Origin of the sequence: Pseudomonas sp. Irchel s3h17 (assembly GCF_900187505.1) — a bacterium.
In the GTDB taxonomy this organism is placed as follows: Bacteria; Pseudomonadota; Gammaproteobacteria; order Pseudomonadales; family Pseudomonadaceae; genus Aquipseudomonas.
This window is the reverse complement of sequence record NZ_FYDL01000003.1, coordinates 300,128-321,166: the sequence shown is the minus strand read 5'-3', so window position 1 is coordinate 321,166 and position 21,039 is coordinate 300,128. Positions and strand designations below refer to the sequence as shown.

Annotated in this window: 21 protein-coding genes and 1 pseudogene; 9 read left to right on the top strand and 13 right to left on the bottom strand. The window is 60.0% G+C overall.

What is annotated here, in order from left to right:
- Positions 1-51 precede the first annotated feature (51 nt).
- The 3 genes from CKW25_RS05540 to CKW25_RS05530 form a co-directional block, all read right to left on the bottom strand.
- Complete coding sequence (locus CKW25_RS05540) at positions 52-942, bottom strand: triacylglycerol lipase (RefSeq protein WP_095078188.1); 891 nt, start codon at positions 940-942, stop codon at positions 52-54.
- Between the two features lie 112 nt (positions 943-1,054).
- Positions 1,055-1,360, bottom strand: coding sequence for a multidrug efflux SMR transporter (locus CKW25_RS05535; RefSeq protein WP_095078187.1), 306 nt, complete (start codon positions 1,358-1,360; stop codon positions 1,055-1,057).
- 1 nt (position 1,361) lies between these two features.
- Entirely contained in the window at positions 1,362-2,000 is a 639-nt protein-coding gene (locus CKW25_RS05530; RefSeq protein ID WP_095078186.1) for an FMN-dependent NADH-azoreductase, read from the bottom strand.
- Between the two features lie 115 nt (positions 2,001-2,115).
- Between CKW25_RS05530 and CKW25_RS05525 the strand changes: the two genes are divergently transcribed.
- Both CKW25_RS05525 and CKW25_RS26935 read left to right on the top strand, forming a co-directional pair.
- Entirely contained in the window at positions 2,116-3,033 is a 918-nt protein-coding gene (locus CKW25_RS05525; RefSeq protein WP_095078185.1) for a LysR substrate-binding domain-containing protein, read from the top strand.
- Between the two features lie 69 nt (positions 3,034-3,102).
- Positions 3,103-3,263, top strand: a pseudogene (locus tag CKW25_RS26935) (ferritin-like domain-containing protein); the annotation flags it as partial.
- A 111-nt stretch (positions 3,264-3,374) separates the two neighbouring features.
- Here CKW25_RS26935 and CKW25_RS05515 read toward each other — a convergent pair.
- The 3 genes from CKW25_RS05515 to CKW25_RS05505 form a co-directional block, all read right to left on the bottom strand.
- On the bottom strand, positions 3,375-4,073 hold the full coding sequence (locus CKW25_RS05515) for a hypothetical protein (protein ID WP_095078184.1): 699 nt from the start codon (positions 4,071-4,073) through the stop codon (positions 3,375-3,377).
- Positions 4,074-4,146: 73 nt separating this feature from the next.
- Positions 4,147-4,932 (bottom strand): hypothetical protein, encoded by a 786-nt coding sequence (locus CKW25_RS05510; protein WP_095078183.1) that lies wholly within the window; start codon positions 4,930-4,932, stop codon positions 4,147-4,149.
- Between the two features lie 278 nt (positions 4,933-5,210).
- The gene (locus CKW25_RS05505) at positions 5,211-7,280 is read right to left on the bottom strand and encodes an AsmA family protein (RefSeq protein ID WP_095078182.1); all 2,070 of its coding nucleotides are present in this window, start codon (positions 7,278-7,280) and stop codon (positions 5,211-5,213) included.
- A 390-nt stretch (positions 7,281-7,670) separates the two neighbouring features.
- On the opposite strand from CKW25_RS05505, the gene CKW25_RS05500 reads away from it, so the two are divergent.
- The 7 genes from CKW25_RS05500 to CKW25_RS05470 all read left to right on the top strand — a co-directional run bounded on the left by CKW25_RS05500 (position 7,671) and on the right by CKW25_RS05470 (position 12,676).
- Entirely contained in the window at positions 7,671-8,012 is a 342-nt protein-coding gene (locus CKW25_RS05500; protein ID WP_095078181.1) for a hypothetical protein, read from the top strand.
- Between the two features lie 167 nt (positions 8,013-8,179).
- Positions 8,180-8,812: a TetR family transcriptional regulator gene (locus tag CKW25_RS05495; RefSeq protein ID WP_095078180.1), complete on the top strand. Its 633-nt coding sequence runs from the start codon at positions 8,180-8,182 to the stop codon at positions 8,810-8,812.
- A 196-nt stretch (positions 8,813-9,008) separates the two neighbouring features.
- On the top strand, positions 9,009-9,509 hold the full coding sequence (gene ureE / locus CKW25_RS05490; protein WP_095078179.1) for an urease accessory protein UreE: 501 nt from the start codon (positions 9,009-9,011) through the stop codon (positions 9,507-9,509).
- Positions 9,506-10,180, top strand: coding sequence for an urease accessory protein UreF (locus tag CKW25_RS05485; RefSeq protein WP_095078178.1), 675 nt, complete (start codon positions 9,506-9,508; stop codon positions 10,178-10,180). Before ureE ends, CKW25_RS05485 begins: the two co-directional genes overlap by 4 nt.
- Positions 10,181-10,189: 9 nt before the next feature.
- Entirely contained in the window at positions 10,190-10,804 is a 615-nt protein-coding gene (ureG, locus tag CKW25_RS05480) for an urease accessory protein UreG (RefSeq protein ID WP_095078177.1), read from the top strand.
- Positions 10,805-10,841: 37 nt separating this feature from the next.
- A complete protein-coding gene (locus tag CKW25_RS05475) occupies positions 10,842-11,414 on the top strand; it encodes a HupE/UreJ family protein (RefSeq protein WP_095078176.1) in 573 nt (190 codons plus the stop codon).
- Positions 11,415-11,542: 128 nt separating this feature from the next.
- Positions 11,543-12,676 (top strand): AGE family epimerase/isomerase, encoded by a 1,134-nt coding sequence (locus tag CKW25_RS05470; protein WP_095078175.1) that lies wholly within the window; start codon positions 11,543-11,545, stop codon positions 12,674-12,676.
- Positions 12,677-12,713: 37 nt separating this feature from the next.
- Here CKW25_RS05470 and CKW25_RS05465 read toward each other — a convergent pair whose 3' ends face one another.
- From CKW25_RS05465 to CKW25_RS05430, 7 genes are all read right to left on the bottom strand, one after another.
- Positions 12,714-13,481, bottom strand: a complete 768-nt coding sequence (locus CKW25_RS05465) for an SDR family oxidoreductase (protein ID WP_095078174.1) — start codon at positions 13,479-13,481, stop codon at positions 12,714-12,716.
- Between the two features lie 747 nt (positions 13,482-14,228).
- On the bottom strand, positions 14,229-14,945 hold the full coding sequence (locus CKW25_RS05455) for an ABC transporter ATP-binding protein (RefSeq protein WP_095078172.1): 717 nt from the start codon (positions 14,943-14,945) through the stop codon (positions 14,229-14,231).
- Positions 14,942-15,814 (bottom strand): ABC transporter ATP-binding protein, encoded by an 873-nt coding sequence (locus CKW25_RS05450; RefSeq protein ID WP_095078171.1) that lies wholly within the window; start codon positions 15,812-15,814, stop codon positions 14,942-14,944. The genes CKW25_RS05455 and CKW25_RS05450 overlap by 4 nt, the downstream gene beginning before the upstream one ends.
- The gene (livM, locus tag CKW25_RS05445; protein ID WP_095078170.1) at positions 15,811-17,112 is read right to left on the bottom strand and encodes a high-affinity branched-chain amino acid ABC transporter permease LivM; all 1,302 of its coding nucleotides are present in this window, start codon (positions 17,110-17,112) and stop codon (positions 15,811-15,813) included. Before livM ends, CKW25_RS05450 begins: the two co-directional genes overlap by 4 nt.
- Positions 17,113-17,115: 3 nt before the next feature.
- Positions 17,116-18,030 carry a branched-chain amino acid ABC transporter permease LivH gene (locus CKW25_RS05440; protein WP_095078169.1) on the bottom strand — a complete coding sequence of 305 codons (915 nt, stop codon included), beginning with the start codon at positions 18,028-18,030 and terminating at the stop codon, positions 17,116-17,118.
- 167 nt (positions 18,031-18,197) lie between these two features.
- Positions 18,198-19,331 carry an ABC transporter substrate-binding protein gene (locus CKW25_RS05435; RefSeq protein WP_095078168.1) on the bottom strand — a complete coding sequence of 378 codons (1,134 nt, stop codon included), beginning with the start codon at positions 19,329-19,331 and terminating at the stop codon, positions 18,198-18,200.
- 364 nt (positions 19,332-19,695) lie between these two features.
- Entirely contained in the window at positions 19,696-20,979 is a 1,284-nt protein-coding gene (locus tag CKW25_RS05430; protein ID WP_095078167.1) for an FAD-binding oxidoreductase, read from the bottom strand.
- Between the last annotated feature and the right edge of the window lie 60 nt (positions 20,980-21,039).

Sequence of the window (21,039 nt, the reverse complement as noted above, 5' to 3'; positions counted from 1 at the left end):
TGCGACTGTTTCGCGCTCGAGCGGGAGCAAGCTGCCTCGCCACAAAAGCGGCTATACACCCGCCGCTTTCAACCGCCGGGCATGCTCGACAAACAGGCGTACCGGATCGGCACCTTTGCCCACCAGCCCCAGCGACTGGTTAACAATGTCGAAATGATCCAGCGGGTAGTCATCGCCAATCACCGTCCCCAGGTGCGAGCTGTATCGCCCGACCATGCCGTCGCACTGCCCGGCCTCGCGGACAAAGGTGTGAGCGAACAAGCGGCAGCTACGGTTGGTGCCGTCCAACAGGTTGCCAGCCCGGTCGGTCTTGCCGGGTTGCAAGGTGCCGGACCAGGAGTAGTAGCGCACACCGTTGACCCACTCAGGCCCCTGTCCACCCCACGTCTCGGGCAAGCCCTGTGGATAACGCTGGTTGAACAGGGCCACGCCTTCGCCCGTCAGGGAGTTGTGCGAAGCGTCCAAGTCCACCGACCATCTGCGCACGTGATGACCGGTTTCCAGCACGCCCATCACCCACGCGACCATGCGCAGTACCGCACTCAGGACACGGCCTTTCGCACTGTCGGGCGGGTAGTGCCGGTGCAGGTAATCCGCCAGTTCCGAGCCATGGTTGGGGCCGGCGACCGACGTCACCGAGGCCACCAGGTCCGGACGCTTGGCCGCCGCGTATCGGGCGGTCAGCGCACCCTGGCTGTGGCCAATCAGATTGACCTTGCCGGCTCCGGTTTCACGCACGATGTCCTCGATTTGCATCAGCAGTTCTTCGCCGCGGACTTCATTGGAGTTCACTGGCGAAACCTGCACGGCGAACACCAGGGCGCCACCCCGGCGCAACGCCGGGATGATCCCGTACCAGTAGGGGTACACCAGCAGACGAACAAAGCCGAGCATGCCCGGGACCAATACCAAGGGGTAGCGCGTGGCGGTTTCCTGCGGCATGGGCAAACATCCTTGTGATCGTTGGGAAGGTCCAGGCTGGGGTGCAAGTCGGCCACCCGCCTCGCCATCGAAGATGAGACCTTTACCCTGCGTCTATGACATTCCTCGACGCCTATTTCAAGCCCGCCACCCCCGCCACGATCAAGGCAACCGACACCAGCTTGACCGGCGTCAGGCTTTCGCCCAACAAGGCGAAGCCCAGGAACACCGTGCCCAGCGAACCGATGGCCGTCCAGATCGGGTAGGCAATGCTCACCGGCAATTCGCGCATGGCCAGGGTCAGGAAGTAGATCCCGCCCACGGCCGCGACCACGGTGATCAGCGACGGCCACAAGCGGGTGAAGCCTTCGGCGTATTTCATGCCCATGGCGAACGTCACTTCGAACCCGGCGGCGACCAGCAGGAACAGCCAGGCCACTTCAAAACACCCAGGCCAGCGCCCGTAGGCGTTGCTCGGCCTCCGCGGCTGACACGGCAAAGGTGCGTTCGGTGGACTCCTCACCTTCGGCCGCAACCACCGTGACCTCGTCGATGCCGATAAACCCCAGCGCCGTGCGCAGCAAGGGATCGGCGTGGTTCATGGCCTCGTTCTCGCCACCGGGGCCGAAACCGAAACCACCACGGCTGGTGACAATCAGGGCTTTCTTGCCCTTCACCAGCGGTTCGTACTGGGCGACACCGTTGTCCAGCGAGTGGTTGAAGGTCAGGCCCAGGCGCACGATCTGGTCGATCCAGGCCTTGAGGCCGCTGGGCACGCTGAAGTTGTGCATGGGGGTGGAGATCACCAGCCCATCGTGCTCGAGCAATTCGGCGACCAACTGATCGCTGAGTGCCAGATCGGCCTGCATCGACAGCGACCGAGCCTCGGGTTCAGGATGAAAGGCCGCCGCGATAAACGCTTCGTTTACCGGCGGAATCAACGCCCGCCCCACTTCTCGACGGGTCAACTGCGCGTGAGGATGTTGTGCCTGCCAGGCCGCTAAAAACACTTCGGCCAAACGCCGGGAATGGGAGCGGTCGCCACGGGGGCTGGCGTGAATCGCAAGAATTCTACTCATCTCAATCTCCTGAAGACTAAACTGGAATAGCTTGCAGCTTGAAGCTCCCAGCGGGCCTTCTTCAAATGAGTAAAAATCAGTCTGGATGAATTGAATTCATCCATGGAGTCCCGCGATGTTCGCTTCGCTCCCCTTGACCGCCCTGCGTGCATTCGAGTCAGCCTCGCGCCTGCTGAGTTTCAAGGCGGCCGCCGAGGAGCTGTCAGTGACGCCCACCGCGATTTCCCACCAGATTCGCGCATTGGAAACCTGGCTCGGCGTACCCCTGTTCGAACGCTTGCCGCGCCGCGTGCAGTTGACCGACGGTGGTGAGCGCTTGTTTCGCAGCCTGCACGGGGCCTTGCTGGAAGTGGCGCAGAGCGTCGACACCCTACGCCCCCAACGCAGCGGCACCACGCTGATGATTTCCACCACCGCGGCCTTTGCCACACTGTGGCTGGTGCCGCGCCTGGGGCGGTTCTATGCCTGCCATCCGAACATCAAGCTGCGCCTGGACACCCATTGCGAAGTGATCGACCTGCACCAGGACGCCAGCGTCGACCTGGTCATCCGCTATAGCCTGGAGGACTACCCGAACCTCTATGGCCAATGCCTGTTCGACGAACAGTTCGGCGTCTACGGCTCCCCCGGGCAAATGGCGCTGGCCAGTCGTCGACCACCGACATTGATCAGCGTGAATTGGCACAACTCCAAACTCTACGCCCATGGCTGGGAGGCTTGGTGCGCACAGTCCGGCGAGACCTGGCTGGCGGGCCAGTCCGCCGTGCGTGAATACGACGAAGAGCATTACGCCCTGCAAGCAGCGATTGCCGGGCAAGGCTTGGTACTGGCGAGCAATATTCTGGTATCGGAAAGTGTCGCCAGTGGCTTGCTGGTGGGTTATCGCCCGGAAGTTCAGGTCGACGGTGCTGGTTACAGCGCTCTCTGTGTGCCGGGACGGGAACGGCATCCGTCGGTTCGGGCGTTTTTTCAGTGGCTGGATGAAGAGGCTTGTTTGTCAGGCCTTCTACCCGGATCGCAGAGCCCGGGTTAACCCTCTTGGGTAGAGCAACTATCCATTAAGCTTTTCGTCGCTCCCATCACTCACACCTTAAGAAACAAGCATGCCGACAGACTGGCCGAGCGCATTGCTGTCGACAGTTACCGTGAGATCATTAGTACATTGGTGAAAGAGATCCAACTATCCGGGAGATTCTTGAAGATGTTCTGGCCAAAGAAGAAGAGTTTGCCGATGATATGGCTGAGTTGCTAAAAGACCTGTAACCGTCAGCAACATCCTTGTCGTGCGGTCTCACAGGCGAGCTTAAGCAATAACTCAACCACTGATTACGCCCGCGCGACACGCCAACATATACTGCTGGACTTGTGTGTACATCACTCTAACAAACAAGTGTATTTCGAAGAGAGGTCAAGAACCAGCGTATCCTTTGTATCAAGGAGCTGCCCTAGTACTTTCTCGCGTATTCCACTTCTCTCATACCCTGCTTTATCCAGCACGTGTCGCGCAACGTCGACAGTGACCTTACCCACAACATGACAGCCCAAGAAGCGCTGATTGAAAAAATCCACCTCCACCTTTTCAGAGGTGTTAATGCAGACAACCGCCGAATAGATAATAGGCCCCTCTCCCAACAAACGCACTTGCAGCACGATACTGGAAACCTCAGAAGCATTCTCTGACTGCCCAATGGCCACGGCGTGTTCTTTAATCACCGCCCAAGTCACCTGTGGATCGGGAGACTGCTCAACACACCCCATCATCTGCTCAAACTGATTAGTACCCAGAACTTCAAATATTTTTTTCTGGACCAAGTCATTTAGTACAACGACCTCATCCTTATCCGGCTCAAAATCATACCCTCTAAATACTTGACGATTCCATTTCATCATCCCCATCGCCTCGGTATAGTCCGCACACCACTGTTCTACTCTGGCAAATCTACTCCCTTTCGAATTTGCATGTAGCTGAGAAAAAAGCAAGGAGTTCAGTACATCCTTCCTCCATAACTCTGAAAAATCAACCGGTACAAAAACCAGGCTTCCAGCTAACAGGAAAACACCATCCTTGCTCATGATAAAACCCCGAGTGACAATACCAAAAAAGCGGGTTGCTCATTAAACAACCCGGCCAAATCCTTTTACTTAATCAAGGCTTATTGCCAAGATTGGCACCCTTGAAAAAGTCCGCACTATCCATATCAAGGGCCTCGTACAAATAGTCCCTGACACGATCATGAGCACGCATATTCAGCTCCACCATGGTGGCGACTTTTTTCATTTTTAACTCAGACATATTCCACTTCCAGAACCAGGCTCCCCCCTCCTCTGTTTTGAGCTCACAATCCATCGCCAGAAAAGCAGTTATGGCTGTTCCCTTTGCAGACTCCAGACAAGGAACAATTCTAAAATCCGTGGTTTTACCCTTTTTGCTATTACTATCGAACAGCGTAACAAGCTCCTCATCGGATTTTATTTTTTCGTAAACGTCCCCCATCAGCCCCACCATGGCCTGCGCATTCTTTCCAGCGACCGCCTTGATAATGTCAAGCACAATGGCATCCATTGTAACATTTCGCTTTTTTTCCACATGATCTACATACTTGTTACTGGTCATCGTCCAACCACAGTACCTCATTGCCTGAGCGTACTTGGCATGCCAATCAATGGGGGATTCCTTCAAGTTGGAATTGGCAGTAGCATAACGTTCAGCGTAACAAATACTATCCTGCGCCGCTTGCGCCACTTCATCAGATAGATTATCTGCAAATGCTAGCGTAGTCGGAGCGTCCTTACCCATGAGCAGGTCCGGCTCATCAGTACCTTCCTCCCCCGCAAATGACCTTACATTGCCGACACTATAAATGTTCGGCGCGAGCACTGCGCCTTCAAAAAAAACCCTACTTTCATCGATACCAGGCAATAAAATACTCATCTAAACTTCCTTATTTAAACTTAACAATGCTTTACGCCAGCCTCCTGGCTGACACTTTCAATTTAGCTGCCCCACCTAATATCTTCCACACCTCATAGATGACACATCATTACAAGACACCCTCAACACCACCAACACCATTAAACTCACGCCATATAAATCCCACCCCTCACTCATCCACTTCGCTCCCATTTGGCAAATGAGAGCGCACCACGAACAGTTCAACGCCCCCCCAGACAATAAACAATGTTATTGAATATAACGTTCAAAACACTCGCCTACCCCTTCACTGTCTTCGGCGCCTTGCCCTGTTTCATCTGCTGCAGCAACGGCGCGCACTGGTTCGGCGCATCCTCGCTCGGCGCCACCAGTGCCAGCAACCCCGCCGCAGGGCCCGCAAGCACCCCCAGCGCCACCATCCCCGCGCCGCGCAACATCAACGGCACACCCTTGACCCCGGCTTCCGGCTTGATGAACGTGCCGCGCACATACAGCGGCGAACGCAGGGAAATCAGGCGCCAGCCCTTGGACTCGGGGGATATGGTCAGGTCCAGCTGTTCCGTGGCCATGTTGGCCGTGCCATCGATGTAGACGATCGCGTTCTCGGTGTCGAACACAAACAGACGCGACGTCGCCAAGCCACTCTTGATACCGAAGTCGGCGGCCGCGCAGTTGATCTTCACGTCCTTGTCGCCAAAGATCTTGCCGACCACATAGTTGCCGACGTTCAGCCCCGCCAGTTCCATCAGTTCACGACTGATTGCGCCATCGTTGATCAGAAGCTTCAGGTCTCCATTGGCGCTGCCCAGCAACGCTGCCACCGAGTTGCCATGCCCCGTGATGTCGGCGTCACCGTTGAGCTCGCCCAAGCTGGTCTTCATCAGCTCGAAGGTCGGGAACAACTGCTTGAGTTTGAAACCACGGGCGCTCAGTTTTGCCCGACCTTCCAGTGGCGTGGTTCGACCGTCGAGGCGGATCTGCGCATCCAGCGCGCCACCCGCCACGCCAAAGCGCAGGGGTTCCAGATTGAGCTGGCCATCGTTGAGTATCGCGTGCGCATACAGGTCATTGAACGGCAGTTTCGCGCTGTGCACGATGCGTTTGCCGGTGAACTCGACATCGGCATCCATGTCACGCCAACGCTCGGTACGAAACGCCTCGACCGGCAGTACCTTGTCTGCTGGCTGCTTGCTGTCACCGCCACGGGCCTTTTGCTTGGCATTGGAGTCGGCGCCGATCAACGGCGCAAGGTCCGCGAACAGCAGTTGATTGGAGACCAGCGCACCACTGAGTTTGGGGCGTGGCTGACGGGCCACGTAAACCAGGTTGCCATGAATGTCGCTGCCGCCGATGGTGCCATTGAAGTCCTCATAGCGGAACGTCGCACCCTCGCGCGCGCGCAGGTTGGCGATCAGGTGACCGTCCGTGGCATAGGGTGAAGAGTCCGGCAGGGTGACGCCGGTCAACGGATAGAGATTGCCCAGGCTGGTACCGGCCAGTTTCAATCGCAGGTCCAGCGCGCCGAGATTCAGAGGGTCGGTGAGGGTCCCCGCCAGCTCGACCCGGGTATCGGCAATCTTGACCTGGGCCTGCAACGGGAACGGCCTGGCCGCGTCCTGCAACGCCAATAGCCCACCGATCTTGCCCTGGCCCGAAAGCGCCTGGCCGTGGTACAGGCCTTTGACCTTGAGCGCAAATGCATAGTCCTGCGGTGCGCCCCCCTGCTCCCGGGCTTTTTTGGCGGTCTTGTCCCCGACGATATCGCTGAACGGGATCGGCTTGCCCAACGGATCGATCAGCAGGTCGAGCCGGGTTTTCAAGTGCTGATCGTCGAGGGTGACATGCCCCTTGTCGAAGCCGATTGCACCGATATCCACCCCCCAGCGGGACGGTTCGGCATTCGGATCCTTGGGATCGAAGGTGAACGTCCAGTTGGCGCGACCGTCCTCCAGACGTTGCAGGTGTGCAACGGGTTCGGTGAGATCGATGCGCGGAATCACCACCTGCTGCGCCAACAGGGCCAACGGCGAGATGCGCAACTCGACCCGCTTGAGGCTGACCATTTGCGGCGGTTTCGACCAGTCCGGATTGCCCAGGCTCAGGTCCTCGGCCACCACATGGGGCCAAGGCACCCAGGCGCGCCAGCCTCCCTCGTCGACTTCACGCTGCCAGACCACCGACAGGTTGCCATTGATCGCGAAGGCACGGTGCAACTCTTCGGACACCTTGGCATTGAGGTCGGGTTTGATCCGGTTCCAGTCAAAGAACAGGATGATCACGACCAGCGAGGCCATCAGCAGCACCAGGCTGGCGAAGGTCCAGGTGAGTATTTTTCGGGGGCGCGTCATTGCACAGGACTCCTGATGATCACTGCGTGCCCGAGTTGCGGCGCACGCAAGAAACGCCAGGCCATGAATCGACCTGGCATAAACACTACGACTGGCAAATGGCCCAATGGTTTAACAAAAAAGCCGGGCGGCGCGCAAAAAGGTTCGTTTTCCTTCCCGCCTCCCTCCCTTGCAGCGGTGCCTTACCCGCCTGTTCTCGACCCACCCGAGAGTCTGCAATAACCCCTCGAATGCCAGAACGCTCTGCGCAAACGCCCGGTCTAGAGGTGCTCAGCAGAACAATCAATTCTGTTGATTATTACCATTGCCCTTATGAACTTTTGTATCGACTTATCGAGCGTAGCATTGGCCCCGTACCCACTTTACCGCCCACCCACGGAGCACCCGATCATGAAACGCCAATTGCTGCTTAGCCTTACCCTGTCGATCCTTGCCGCTAATGCGTTTGCCCTGCCAGCGGCCGAGCAAGCCAGTCCGCAAGTCAAAGGCAACCACTCGGTGTTCAGCCAGACTCTGGCCGAAGGTGGTTCTGAGCGCTTGCTGGAACGCAACAAAATCGCCGCCGATGGCTACGACCGTACCCCACAAGGCCAGACCGTGGCCGAAGGTGGCCGTGATCGCCTGGAAGAAAAAGGCCTGGTTGAAGATGGCTACAACCGCACCCCACAAGGCCAGACCGTTGCCGAAGGCGGTGGTGATCGCGTCATCGAACGCAACAGCGCTGTGAGCTAAGCCCATGGCGGCCCTGGAAAGAAGCCCGGTCCCAGGATCGGGCTTTGACATTGCGTAAGTTGCAGCGCCTGCCACTCCCCGCCTGATTACACCCCACTCAAGATCGACGCCGGCAAAGCTGATTTGCTAGAGTGCGCCGCTGTCCTTGATTAGAAGTCAGCCGCCTGATGCTGCCCCGCGCCGAACAGAAACAACAGACCCGCAACGCCCTGATGGACGCTGCCCGCCACCTGATGCAGTGCGGCCGAGGATTCGGCAGCCTGAGCCTGCGCGAAGTGGCGAAAACCGCAGGTATTGTCCCGACCGGTTTCTACCGGCATTTTGCCGATATGGATCAACTGGGGCTGGAGCTGGTCAGCGAAGTCGGCCAGACCTTCCGGGAAACCATCCGCCTGGTACGTCACAACGAGTTCGTCATGGGCGGGATCATCGATGCCTCGGTGCGGATCTTTCTCGACGTCGTGGCCGCCAACCGCTCGCAGTTTCTGTTCCTGGCTCGCGAGCAATACGGTGGCTCACTGCCCGTACGCCTGGCCATCGGCAAACTGCGCGAGAACATCAGCTCAGACCTGGCGGCCGACCTGTCATTGATGCCCAAGCTGCAACACCTGGACTTTGCCGGTTTGTCGGTAATGGCGGACCTCATCGTCAAGAGCGTGTTCGCCACCCTCCCGGACATTATCGATCCACCCGCCGAGGCGCTCCCCGCTCACCTGACACCCCAGGCAAAGATCACCCAGCAGCTGCGCTTTATCTTTATTGGTCTCAAGCATTGGCAGGGGTTGGGCAGTACGGAGTAACCCTCGGTGCTTGTTCATCCGCGCCGTGATTTGGTGCGCCACGGAAGTTTTTTGCACCAAATCACACCATCTCCTTCTCCCATCCCCGCAGCACTTTCTAGCGTTCACTAGGCAACAGCTGAATTTTCCTACAGCTCGCGCTATTGGCAAGCCCCTTGCTCTAGCCATTGCATAGTCCTTTGCTGGAAGCCTTCCAATGCTGGTGATTCATCGCAGAATCGACCCTCAACCCGCCTGGGCCGCAGAACTGCACTTGAACTTCGAGGCGCGCAGTAAAAGCCGTCTGCGCTGCTTCAGTGCCGAGGGCGAAGACGTCGGGTTGTTTTTAGAACGCGGACAACCGCCGCTGCACGACGGCGAATGCCTGGAAGCCGAAGACGGCCGCATCGTGCGCGTCTGCGCCCGCCCCGAACAACTGCTGCATGTCACCTGCGCCAACGCCTTCGAACTGACCCGCGCCGCCTACCACCTGGGTAATCGCCATGTGGCCCTGCAAGTGGGTGACGGCTGGCTGCGCCTGCTCGATGACTACGTTCTCAAGGCCATGCTCGAACAACTGGGCGCCAGGGCAGACCCCATCGAAGCGCCGTTCCAGCCGGAGCACGGTGCCTATGGCGGCGGCCATCATCATTCGCGCCATGGCGACGAGGCGTTCAACTATGCGCCCAGGCTCCATCAGTTTGGCGTGCGCCCGTGAATCCGGCCTGGGCGTTGCTGCGCCTGGCCAGCCCGCAGCTGCCGATCGGTGGCTACAGCTATTCCCAGGGCCTGGAAATGGCGGTGGAAAACGGCCGCGTCAGCGACCCACTATCGGCCAAGCGCTGGATCAGCGACCAGTTGCTGCTCAACCTCGCGCGCTTCGAAGCGCCGCTGTTGCTCGCCCATTGCCTCGCCGCGGCCGAGCAGGACTGGGCGCAGTTGTCGCAACGCTGCGAGGAACATCGCGCCAGCCGGGAAACCCGCGAGCTGCATCAGGAAAGCCGGCAGATGGGGTATTCCCTGCAGCAACTGCTCAACGGTTTGCCGGAACTGGATCAGGCCGCGCGCCACTTCCTCGAACATCACCCCGAACCGCACCTGGCCCTGGGCTGGGCACTGGCCGCCCGCGCCTGGCAGATCAGCCCGCAAGATGCCCTGGCCGCCTGGCTCTGGAGCTGGCTGGAGAATCAACTGGCAGTACTGATGAAAACCCTGCCGTTGGGCCAACAAGCGGCGCAACGGCTGACCAGCGAACTGCTACCGCTGCTGCAACAGGCTCAGCAGAGCGCTTCAAGCATTGAACCCAAACACTATGGCAGCGCCGCCTTCGGCCTGTCCCTGGCGTGCATGGCCCATGAGCGCCAGTACAGCCGTCTGTTCCGATCCTAGGAGAAACACATGAACGCACAACCTCTGCGCGTCGGCATTGGCGGCCCGGTCGGTTCCGGGAAAACCGCGCTGACCCTGGCCCTGTGCCTGGCGCTGCGCGAGCGCTACAACCTGGCGGTGGTCACCAACGATATCTATACCCGCGAAGACGCCGACTTTCTGGTGCGCAATCAAGCCCTGGCGCCCGAGCGGATCATCGGCGTGGAAACCGGCGGCTGCCCGCACACGGCGATTCGCGAAGATGCCTCGATCAACCTTGAGGCGGTGGATCAACTGAACCGACGCTTTCCCGGCCTGGACCTGATTCTGGTGGAGTCTGGCGGCGACAACCTGTCGGCCACCTTCAGCCCGGAGCTGTCGGACCTGACCCTCTACGTGATTGATGTTTCCGCGGGCGACAAGCTGCCGCGCAAAGGCGGGCCGGGCATCTGCAAATCAGACCTGCTGGTGATCAACAAGATCGACCTGGCGCCGTTGGTCGGTGCCTCGCTGTCGATGATGGACAGCGACACCCAGCGCATGCGCAACGGCAAGCCGTTTGTCTTCAGCAATCAGAAAACCGGCCAGGGGCTTGAGGAAATCATCGCCTTCATCGAGCGCCAGGGACTGCTGAGCGCAGCCTGAAGTTATCCACACGTCTTTTCCACAAGGAAGCTCAGTCATGACACTCCATCGTCTTTTTGCCACCGCCGCGCTGCTGCTCACACCGACCCTGGCGCTCGCCCACCCCGGTCATGGCGACAACGGTTTGCTGGCCGGCATCAGCCATCCGATCGGTGGCCTGGACCATTTGCTGGCAATGCTCGCCGTGGGGTTGTGGGCCGCGCAACAGCGAGGCGCCGCGCGCTGGGCGCTGCCGGGGACCTTCGTCGGCACCCTGCTGATGGGCGGGCTACTGGGGTTTGAAGGCCTGAGCCTGCCGGCACTGGAAAGCGGGATTGCCGCCTCGGTACTGGCCCTGGGTTTGGCCGTGGCCTTGGCAGTGCGCCCGCCACTGAGCCTGGCGGTCGGCGCGACCGCCTTGTTTGCCCTGTTCCACGGCGTGGCCCATGGCCTGGAGCTGCCGGCCATGTCCAGCCCCTGGACCTACGCCATCGGCTTCGTCATTGCGACTGCCGCCTTGCATATCGCAGGTTACGCGGTGGTGCGGGTGTTGCCGCAAGCCGCCGCGCCGCTGGTTCGTATGGCCGGGGCGGCATCGGCGGCGACCGGGGCCTGGTTGCTCGCCGGCTAAGCGCCGCACGCGGCAAGCTGACCGGCTCTTGCTGGCAGCTTGCCGCTTGAAGCTTGCAGCTTGCCCCCGGCCCCCTGCCCCTCTGCTACCATGTCGCGCAAACACTCCTGCCGTGACGACGCCAGCCAATGCCCCATGCTCCCCGCTCTGCCTCCCAGCCCGAACTGACCGCTCTGTTTGCCACCGTGCGACAGCATTTCCGGGACGTGATCGTGCCGCTCTGGCAAGGCCCCGGCTGGAACAGCGACATGGCACTGCCCTATGAGGCCCTGGATGCCGAGCACCGGCCATTACCGCCGCAGCGCTACCGGGCCATGGCCTGTGCACGGCAGCTGTACCTGTTCGCCAGCCTGATCGGTGAGGTGCCGGCGGCCGAAGCGCGCGCAGCGGCCTTGTTTCGCTCGTTGCAACGGCACTTCCACGATGCCGAGCATGGCGGTTGGTTCTACAGCATTGACCCCCACGGCGCGCCACTGGATCAACGCAAGGACCTCTACACCCACGCCTTCATCCTCTTTGCCTGCGCCCACTACTGGAGCAAGGTCCGCGAGCCCTTGGTGGAGTCGGTGCTCAATGCCGCCCTGGAAGTGCTCGCTCAACGCTTTGCCACAGACGACGGCCTGTACGAAGCCAGCCTCGACCGTGACTGGTCTTCGCTCGGTTCCGGCCCCTTGCAGAACCCGCTGATGCACTTGGCCGAAGCGTTTCTGGCGACCCTGTCAGTACGCGATGATGCCCCGGTCCAGGCGGCACTCACGGCGCTGTGCGCGGCCATGCAGCAGCAGTTCATCGACCCGCGGCACGGGGTGATGATGGAGAAGCCGCTCAAGGCTGTGGATAACTGGTTTGAGCCGGGGCACCAGTTCGAATGGTTTTTCCTGCTCGACTCATCGCCAGTCCTGCGTGGCTCCACCCTGCATGCCTCCCTGAACCGCGCCTTCGCCTTCACCGAACAGTGGGGAGTCGATCCGCAGACTGGGGCCGTGGGTGCCATGCTCGACCTTGAACAGGGTGGCAGGCCTCGCGATGCTACCCAGCGCATCTGGGCACAAGCGGAATACCTGCGCGCCCTGACCCTGCGCCCAGGCAGCGAAGCCGCGCGGCTGCGCCAACTGAACGCCTTGGCCGACCGCTTCCTGCATGCCGGAGGCTGGTACGAATGCCTGGATGCCAGCGGCGCGGTCAGTCGCCGGGACATGCCCTCGACCACGCCTTACCACCTGGCCACCTGCTACAGCGGGCTAGCCGAGTATTTTGGCTGAGCCTTCGTGATGAGGAGGCCAAGCCTCCTCGCCACACTTACGCCTTGCTGCTGCGGTCGATCGCGAACCCGCCCCAGGTCTGGCTGACCGGCATCAGCTCCAGACGGTTGATGTTGATGTGCGCCGGAGCGTTGAGCACCCAGAAGATGGTCTCGGCAATGTCCTGCGGTTGAATCGGCTCGGCGCCCGCATACGTTGCGTCATAACGCGCCTGGTCACCGGCAAACCGCACCAGCGAAAACTCGCTCTCGCACAGGCCCGGCTCGATATTGCTCACGCGCACACCGGTACCTTGCAGGTCGCAACGCAGGTTCAACGAGAACTGTTGGACGAACGCCTTGCTCGCGCCATACACGTGGCTGCCCGGGTACGGGTAGTTACCGGCGATGGAGCCGAGGTTGATGATCCCCGCGCCGCGGCCATGGGCGATCAGCCGTGGCAACAGCAGACGAGTGCTGTACATCAGCCCCTTGATGTTGGTATCGACCATGGTGTCCCAGTCGTCCAGGTCACACTTGGGTGCCGGGTCCACACCCAGGGCCAGGCCGGCGTTGTTGATCAGTCCGCGCAAGGTGGCAAACGAAGGCGGCAGGTTGGCAATCGCCGCTTCCATCGCCTTGCGGTCACGCACGTCGAGCACCAGGCCATGGACCTCGGTCTGCTTCGACAGCTCGGCACACAGGGCATTCAAGCGCTCTTCACGGCGCCCCGTCAGCACCAGCTTCCAGCCAGCCGCGGCAAAACGGCGGGCGCAGGCTTCACCAAAACCGGAGGTCGCGCCGGTAATAAACAGGGTGTTGGACATCGTGCTCTCCTGACTTGGGCTGATACACAGCCATTGGAATGGGAAATCAGCCGGCAGCATGCCCGGCCATGTTCCTAGCGGCAACCTCGGGTTTGCTGTACAAAAAACATCCAACTCTTGCAGGGCCACGCCCGCCGCGGCTCACAGCCGGTTGCGCGCACCTTATCCACAGCCCCTTCCACAGTCTTTGGGGGCAAGTGCAAAACCCTGGACACCGCTATCCACAAGGGTTTGCGGGCAGATTTAAAAGTTTTTTGCTTGACCCGGCGGGCCCCACGTGTCGCCCTCCCCCGCTTAACGCGACCGACCAGTCAGACAGGCGATAGCGCCAAGCCAGCAATTGCGCTGCTTTGCGCAGTCTTTCCAGAGTTTAACCACAGACTTATCCACAGGCTGCTCGAAGGCTTTCGGGTGGCAACTGCCTGCCAATAAAAAGGTTGACAAGACAGGCTCAGGGTCGCGTAAAAGCACCTGATCAAAAAACAACCAACAACCTGCAAGCCACGTAGATAAAGGCCTGCAACGAGTTGCACCCACGTTACCCACAGCCCGTTCCACAGCAAACGGGGACAAGTCAAAACTGTGGAAAAACAGCTGTTTGCAGCGGCTTTATGTCGCGCTTTAACAGCTCTCGAAGATTGTTTTCCACATTTTCATGATTGAGGCCATGTATCGCCCCTACGCGGGAGCGGAAACGGAAAAAGCCCCGACGATTGCTCGTCGGGGCTTGTGCATGACCGCGTTGACTCAGTGCCCGCCGAGATAGGCGTTGCGCACGTCCTCGTTCACCAACAGCTCCTTGCCGGTGCCGCTGAGGCGGATCTCGCCATTGACCATCACATAGGCCCGGTCCGACAAGCGCAACGCATGGTTGGCGTTCTGCTCGACCAGGAAGATGGTCATGCCGGTCTTGGCCAGTTCGCGCAGGGTGGCGAAGATCTGCTTCACCACGATCGGCGCCAGCCCCAGGCTCGGTTCATCGAGCAACAGCAGCTTGGGCCGGCTCATCAAGGCACGGGCGATGGCCAGCATCTGCTGCTCACCACCGGACATGGTCATCGCCCGCTGGTTGCGACGCTCCTTGAGCCGTGGAAACAGCTCGAACATGCGCTGCATATCCTCATCGGCGTACTTGTCACCGATCGGGATGGTGCCCATCTGCAGGTTCTCCTCGACCGTCATGTCGGGAAACACCCGTCGCCCTTCCGGCGACTGCGCGATGCCGTTGGAGGCGATGTAATGAGACGACTTGTGGGTGATGTCCACGCCCTGGTAAATGATCTGCCCGTCAGCCGCCCGGGGCTGGCCGAAGATCGACATCAGCAGCGTCGACTTGCCGGCGCCGTTGGAGCCGATCAGGCTGACGGTTTCCCCTTCGTTGATGTGCAGCGAGACTTTTTTCAGGGCCTGGATCGGCCCGTAGAACACGTCCAGCGCCTTGAGTTCGAGGATCGGTTGACTCATACCACCTCCTCTTCGTCAGCACCCAGGTAGGCGGCGATCACTTTCGGATCGTTGCGGATCGCTTCGGGTCTGCCCTCGGCGATCACGTTGCCGTGGTCCAGCACCACGATGTGGTCGGAAATGCTCATTACCATGCCCATGTCGTGTTCGATCAGCACCACGGTCAGATCGTGCTCGTCACGCAGCAGCCGGATCATCGCGCTCAGCGCTTCGGTTTCCTGAGGGTTGAGGCCAGCGGCCGGTTCGTCGAGGCAGATGATCTGCGGCCGCGTGCACATGGCCCGGGCGATTTCCAGACGGCGTTGCTGGCCGTAGGACAGTTCACCGGCCAGGCGGTTGGCGCAGTCCACCAGGTCGACCACCTCCAGCCAGTAGAACGCGCAGTCCAGTGCGTCGCTTTCGGCCTTGCGATAGCCCTTGGTGTTGAGGATGCCGGCCAGCATGTTGCGGTTGACCCACATGTGCTGGGCCACCAGCAGGTTCTCCAGCACCGACATTTCCCGGAACAGGCGAATATTCTGGAAAGTCCGTGCCAATCCGGCGCGGTTGATCAGGTGCGTACCACCGAACATCTTGTAGTAGAGCCGACTGGCGAAGCTTTTCGGCGAAACGAAATCGGTCGCCTTGAACGATTCCCCAAGCATTTTGATGACGTTGGTTTTCTCGCCACGGGTATTGAGTTCGATCTTGCCACCGGAGGCTTTGTAGAACCCGGTCAGGCAGTTGAACACCGTGGTCTTGCCCGCGCCGTTGGGGCCGATCAGGGCGAAGATCGAGTTGCGTTCGACCTTCAGGCTGACGTCACTCAGGGCCTTGATGCCGCCGAAGTGCATCATCAGTTTCTCTACCGAGAGTACGACTTCACTCATGAGGTTTTCCTCTCATACGCGATGGCACCTTTACGCGGCGTCACACCGGTACGGCTGATCCGAATCAGGCCGCGCGGTCGCCAGATCATCATCAACACCATCAGCATGCCGAACAGCAGCACGCGATACTCAGCAAAGCCGCGCAGCAGTTCCGGGGCGACAGTCAGCACGAACGCCGCGATCACCACGCCAATGGTCGAGCCCATGCCGCCGAGCACCACGATGGCGAGGATCAGCGCCGACTCGAAGAAGGTGAACGAGGTCGGGTTGACGAAGCCTTGATAGGTGGCAAAGAACACCCCGGCCAGACCGGCAGTCGAGGCACCGATGGTGAACGCGGAGAGTTTCACCAGTACGTGGTTCAGGCCCATCGAACGGCAGGCGATTTCGTCTTCGCGCAAGGCTTCCCAGGCACGGCCGACCGGCATGCGGGTCAGGCGGTCCTTGATGTACAACACCGCCAGCACGACGAGGAACAGCACGGCGTAGATGAAGTAATACTTCACGTCCGGGTTGTAGGCGATACCGAAGAACTCATGGAACGGCACGCCTCCCTCCTTCGCCCTTTTACCAAACTCAAGACCGAAGAACGTTGGCAAAGGCGCCGCCATACCGTTCGGGCCGCCCGTCAGCGACAGCCAGTTGTTGAGGATCAGGCGAATGATTTCACCAAAGCCCAGTGTCACGATGGCCAGGTAGTCGCCATGCAGACGCAGCACCGGGAAACCGAGGATGCAACCGGCCAGCCCGGCAGTGATGGCCGCCAGCGGCAACACCGTCCAGAACCCCAGCCCGAGGTATTGATAACCCAGCGCCAGGCCGTAGGCGCCGATGGCGTAGAACGCTACGTAACCCAGGTCCAGCAGCCCTGCCAGACCGACCACGATGTTCAGACCCAGGCCGAGCAACACGTAGATCAACCCAAGGATCACCACCCCCAGCAGGTACGAGTTGGAGAAGAACGGGAAGACCACGGCGATCACAATCAGCAGCGGGATGATCCAGCGCAGCTGCGATTTGTAGTCCGGCGCCAGCACATGCACGCCAGAGCCGGTGCTCTCGAAGCCTTCGAGAATCTGCAGGCCCTTGGTGGTTTGCAGAAACAGGCTCAGAGCGAAGCGACCGGCCATTACCACGGCAACGATCCAGGCAACACGCGTGGGCTCCAGAATAAAGCTGTAACCATCCAGCACGACCCCGACAATCGGGCCGAACACAATCAGGGCAATGAGGCCGGCAAGAATCGCGTCGACCAGGCTTTGTTTGATATCGATCGATTTTTTATGGGTTGAAGACATCGCTTACACCTTCGACACAAGAGGGCGGCCGAGCAGGCCTTGAGGCCGAAAGACCAGAACCAGAACGAGCAGCGAGAAGCTGAAAACGTCTTTGTAGTCCGAGTTGACAAGACCGGAAAACAGCGACTCGGAGATCCCCAGAATGATCCCGCCGAGCATCGCACCCGGCAGCGAACCGATGCCGCCGAGTACCGCTGCGGTGAACGCCTTGATGCCGATAACGAAGCCTGCGTAGAAGTCGAAGGTGCCGTAGTTCATGGTGATCAGTACACCGGCCAGCGCCGCCATGGCGGCGCCGATGATGAACACGTAGGAAATCACCCGGTCGGTGTTGATCCCCAGGATCGAGGCCATCTTGCGGTCTTGCTGGGTGGCACGGCACATGCGGCCGAGCTTGGTGTACTTGATGACGTAGGTCAGCAGCGCCATGCCGGCGAATGCCGCGACCAGAATGAAGATCTTGGTGTAGGTGAGCTGGACGAAGCCAGTGCCGATATCAACCCGCCATGCACCGCTGAGCAGCGTCGGGACCCCTTGCTGGCGGGCGCCCTGGCTGATCTGTGCATAGTTTTGCAGGATCAGGGAAATACCGATGGCGCTGATCAGCGGTGCCAGTCGTGTGGAGTTGCGCAGCGGTTTGTAGGCGACACGCTCGATGACCCAGCCATACACCGCCGTAACGATGATGGTGAAGACCAGTGTACCGAGCATCAACAGCGGGAAGGATTCAATACCGAAGTAAGCCAGCAGTGCCAGACTGATTGCCGCGAGGTAAGCGGAAATCATGTAAACCTCGCCGTGGGCGAAGTTGATCATGCCAATGATGCCATAGACCATTGTGTAGCCGATGGCGATCAGGCCATAGACCGACCCGAGGGTCAGGCCATTGACCAGTTGCTGCAGGAAAATACCATCCATAACGCAATCTCACGCATTTGAGAGACTGCACAAGCACCCGCTGCCACGGCCTGGGGTTCAGCCAACCGAAATACAGAGGCGTGTGCAGCTCTCCGAGAAAAGACAGGTACTGCACGGACACGTTGCAGCCGGCCGCTCCATCGGGGCGACCGGCTCAAACGCTCAGGTCACTTCTGTTTTTCGAGCTGGTGGTATTTGCCGTCCTTGTCCCACTGGTAAACCACATAGTCGGAGATTTTCAGGTCGCCCTTGCCATCCCAGGTCTTCTCGCCCATCACGGTTTTGACCGGGTTGGCTTTCAGCCATTTGGCAGCGTCTTCGCCCTTGTTGGACTTGGCACCGTTAAAACCGGCGGCCAGTGTCTGGACCGAAGCGTAGGCGTACAGGGTGTAGCCCTCAGGCTCGGTGCCGGCCTTGCGGAACGCATCCACCACGGCCTTGCTCTCTGGCAGCATGCGGGGGTCGGCGCCGAAGGTCATCAGCACGCCATCGACGTATTGCGCACCGCCGGCAGTGGTGACCAGCTCGTCGGTGACGATGCCGTCATCGGACATGAACTTGACGTCCTTGAGGCCTTGTTCACGAATCTGGCGAACCAGCGGGCCGGCTTCCGGATGCAGGCCACCGAAATACACCACATCGGCACCCGCGCCACGGATCTTGGTCACCACAGCGCTGAAGTCTTTCTCGCCGCGGGTCAGGCCTTCATATAGGACAGGTTCCACACCGCGCTTGACCAGTTGAGCCTTGGTGGCGTCCGCCAGGCCCTGACCGTAGGTATCCTTGTCATGCAATACGACGACTTTCTTGCCCTTGAGCACATCGACGATGTAGTCGCCGGCAACGATGCCCTGCTGGTCGTCACGACCGCACATACGGAACATGGCGCTCAGACCGCGCTCGGTCACCTTCGGGTTGGTGGAGCCCGGAGTAATCGTAATGATCCCGGCCTCGTCGTAGATCTCGGATGCTGGAATGGTCGAAGAAGAGCAGAAGTGCCCGACCACGCCTGCGACTTTCTGGTTGGTGAGGTCCTTGGCGACCGTCACGGCCTGTTTTGGCTCGCAGGCGTCATCGCCTTTGACCAGGACGACTTTCTCCCCGTTGACGCCACCTGCCGCATTCACGGCGTCAGCCGCTGCCTGTGCACCCTTCATGTACTGCTCGCCAAATGCCGCGTTAGCGCCTGTCATCGGACCCGCCACGCCAATTTTTACATCGGCCTGGGCAAACGCAGAAACACCCAACGCAGCTGCCACTGCAAGGGTCAGAAAACCTTTCTTGTAAAACGTCTGGGACATGAGGTGGTGCTCCAAGGTTTTTTTATAGTTGGCACTGCGACTTCCTGAATGCTCAGAGCAAGGGGCGTGCCATCGGTTTTTTATTCTTAGAAAAGTCGTTGCCTGATTGTTATTTCGACTGAATCGGGCCCTTTTTCATTGGGCGTGCAACCGTCTAAACCGCAGAAGGTGAAACCAATATTTTTTAAAGGCGCAACCTCAGCGTGCCACCATTGCAACCATCAGCAGAAACGACGTGCAACCAGCTTGTAACAGCCTGCGTCACCGAACTGCACACTGCGGGTGCGCCACTGCTACAACGCGCACCACTACAGGCTAGTCGCTGCGCCAAAAAGCGCCGCTTCCAAAGAGCAAATTCACCGGATCAAATGACAATCCGCAGGCACTGGCCCGCGTGATAGAGGGAAAAACCCGCCTCGTACAAACAACTGCGCAAGCCCACCCCGGCCAATGGCTGCATGGGGGCGAAAGGAATCGGCAAGGCTTGAGGATTTCCGTTACACAGGTAATCGGCGAAGGCTTTGCCGACCACCGTGCCCGTGGTGACGCCGCGACCGTTGTAACCGGTGACAGCCACCAAGCCGGGCGCCGGCTCGAACAATCGCATCAAGTGATCGGGCGTGAAGGCAATGCAGCCGGTCCAGGTGCACTCCCAATCCACCGGTTCAAGGTACGGAAAATAGTGCTGCTGAACCCGGTCGGCCCAGGCCTTGAGAAACCACGCCGGTTTCTGGCTGCCGTTGCCCAGGCTGCCGAGCAACAGCCGGCCGTCTTGGTCACGACGAATGCTGCTGAGCACCTGACGGGTGTCCCAGGACCCCTGCCCCCCCGGCAAAATCTGCCGTGCCGCCTCCTCGGTCAGCGGCGCGGAAGCCACCTGGTAGTAATAACCCGGGAAAAAGTTACGGCGCAGCTCGGTCCAGTCGCCTTCGGTGTAGGCGTTGGAGGCAATCACCACCTGCTCGGCCATGACCGAACCCTGGGCGGTTTGCACCGACCAGCGCTGGCCCTGGCGCTCCAGCCGGGTGACCGCCGAGTGGTCGAACAACTGGCCGCCGAGGTCCGCCGCCGCCTTGGCCAGACCACTGGTGTAGGCCATCGGGTTGAGGGTGCCTGCACGGCGATCGAGCAACGCGGCCGCGATCTTTTTAGTCCCGGCGGCCTGTTCGCAGGCAGTGCCAGTGAGCAGCTCGACGGGGGCGCCACGGCGTTTCCATTGCTCCTCGCGACTGCGCAGATCGGCTTCGCCACGGGCGTTATGCGCCATGTGCAGGGTGCCTTCGCGGCGTAGCTGGCAATCGATGTTGTACTTGTCGATCAGGCTGAACACCAAGGCAGGTGCCGCACCGAGCATCCGGTTGAGCTGGCTGCCCACCGCCTCGCCGAACCCGGCCTCGATCTCGTCCGGGGGGATCCACATGCCCGCGTTCACCAGGCCGACATTGCGCCCGGAACCACCCTGGCCGCAACGTTGGGCCTCCAGTACGCAGACGCTTTTGCCCTGTTCCAGCAAATGCACCGCCGCCGACAAACCGGTGAAGCCGGCGCCAATGACGCAGACATCCGCCGTCACTTCGCCCTTGAGCGCCGCACGGTCAGGCCGTTGCGGCGTCAGTTTTTCCCATAAGCACTCTTCGCGTAACGGCATTGCCAGACTCCAACAGAAACCTAACCAACACACAGTTCACCTGTAGGAGCGAGCTTGCTC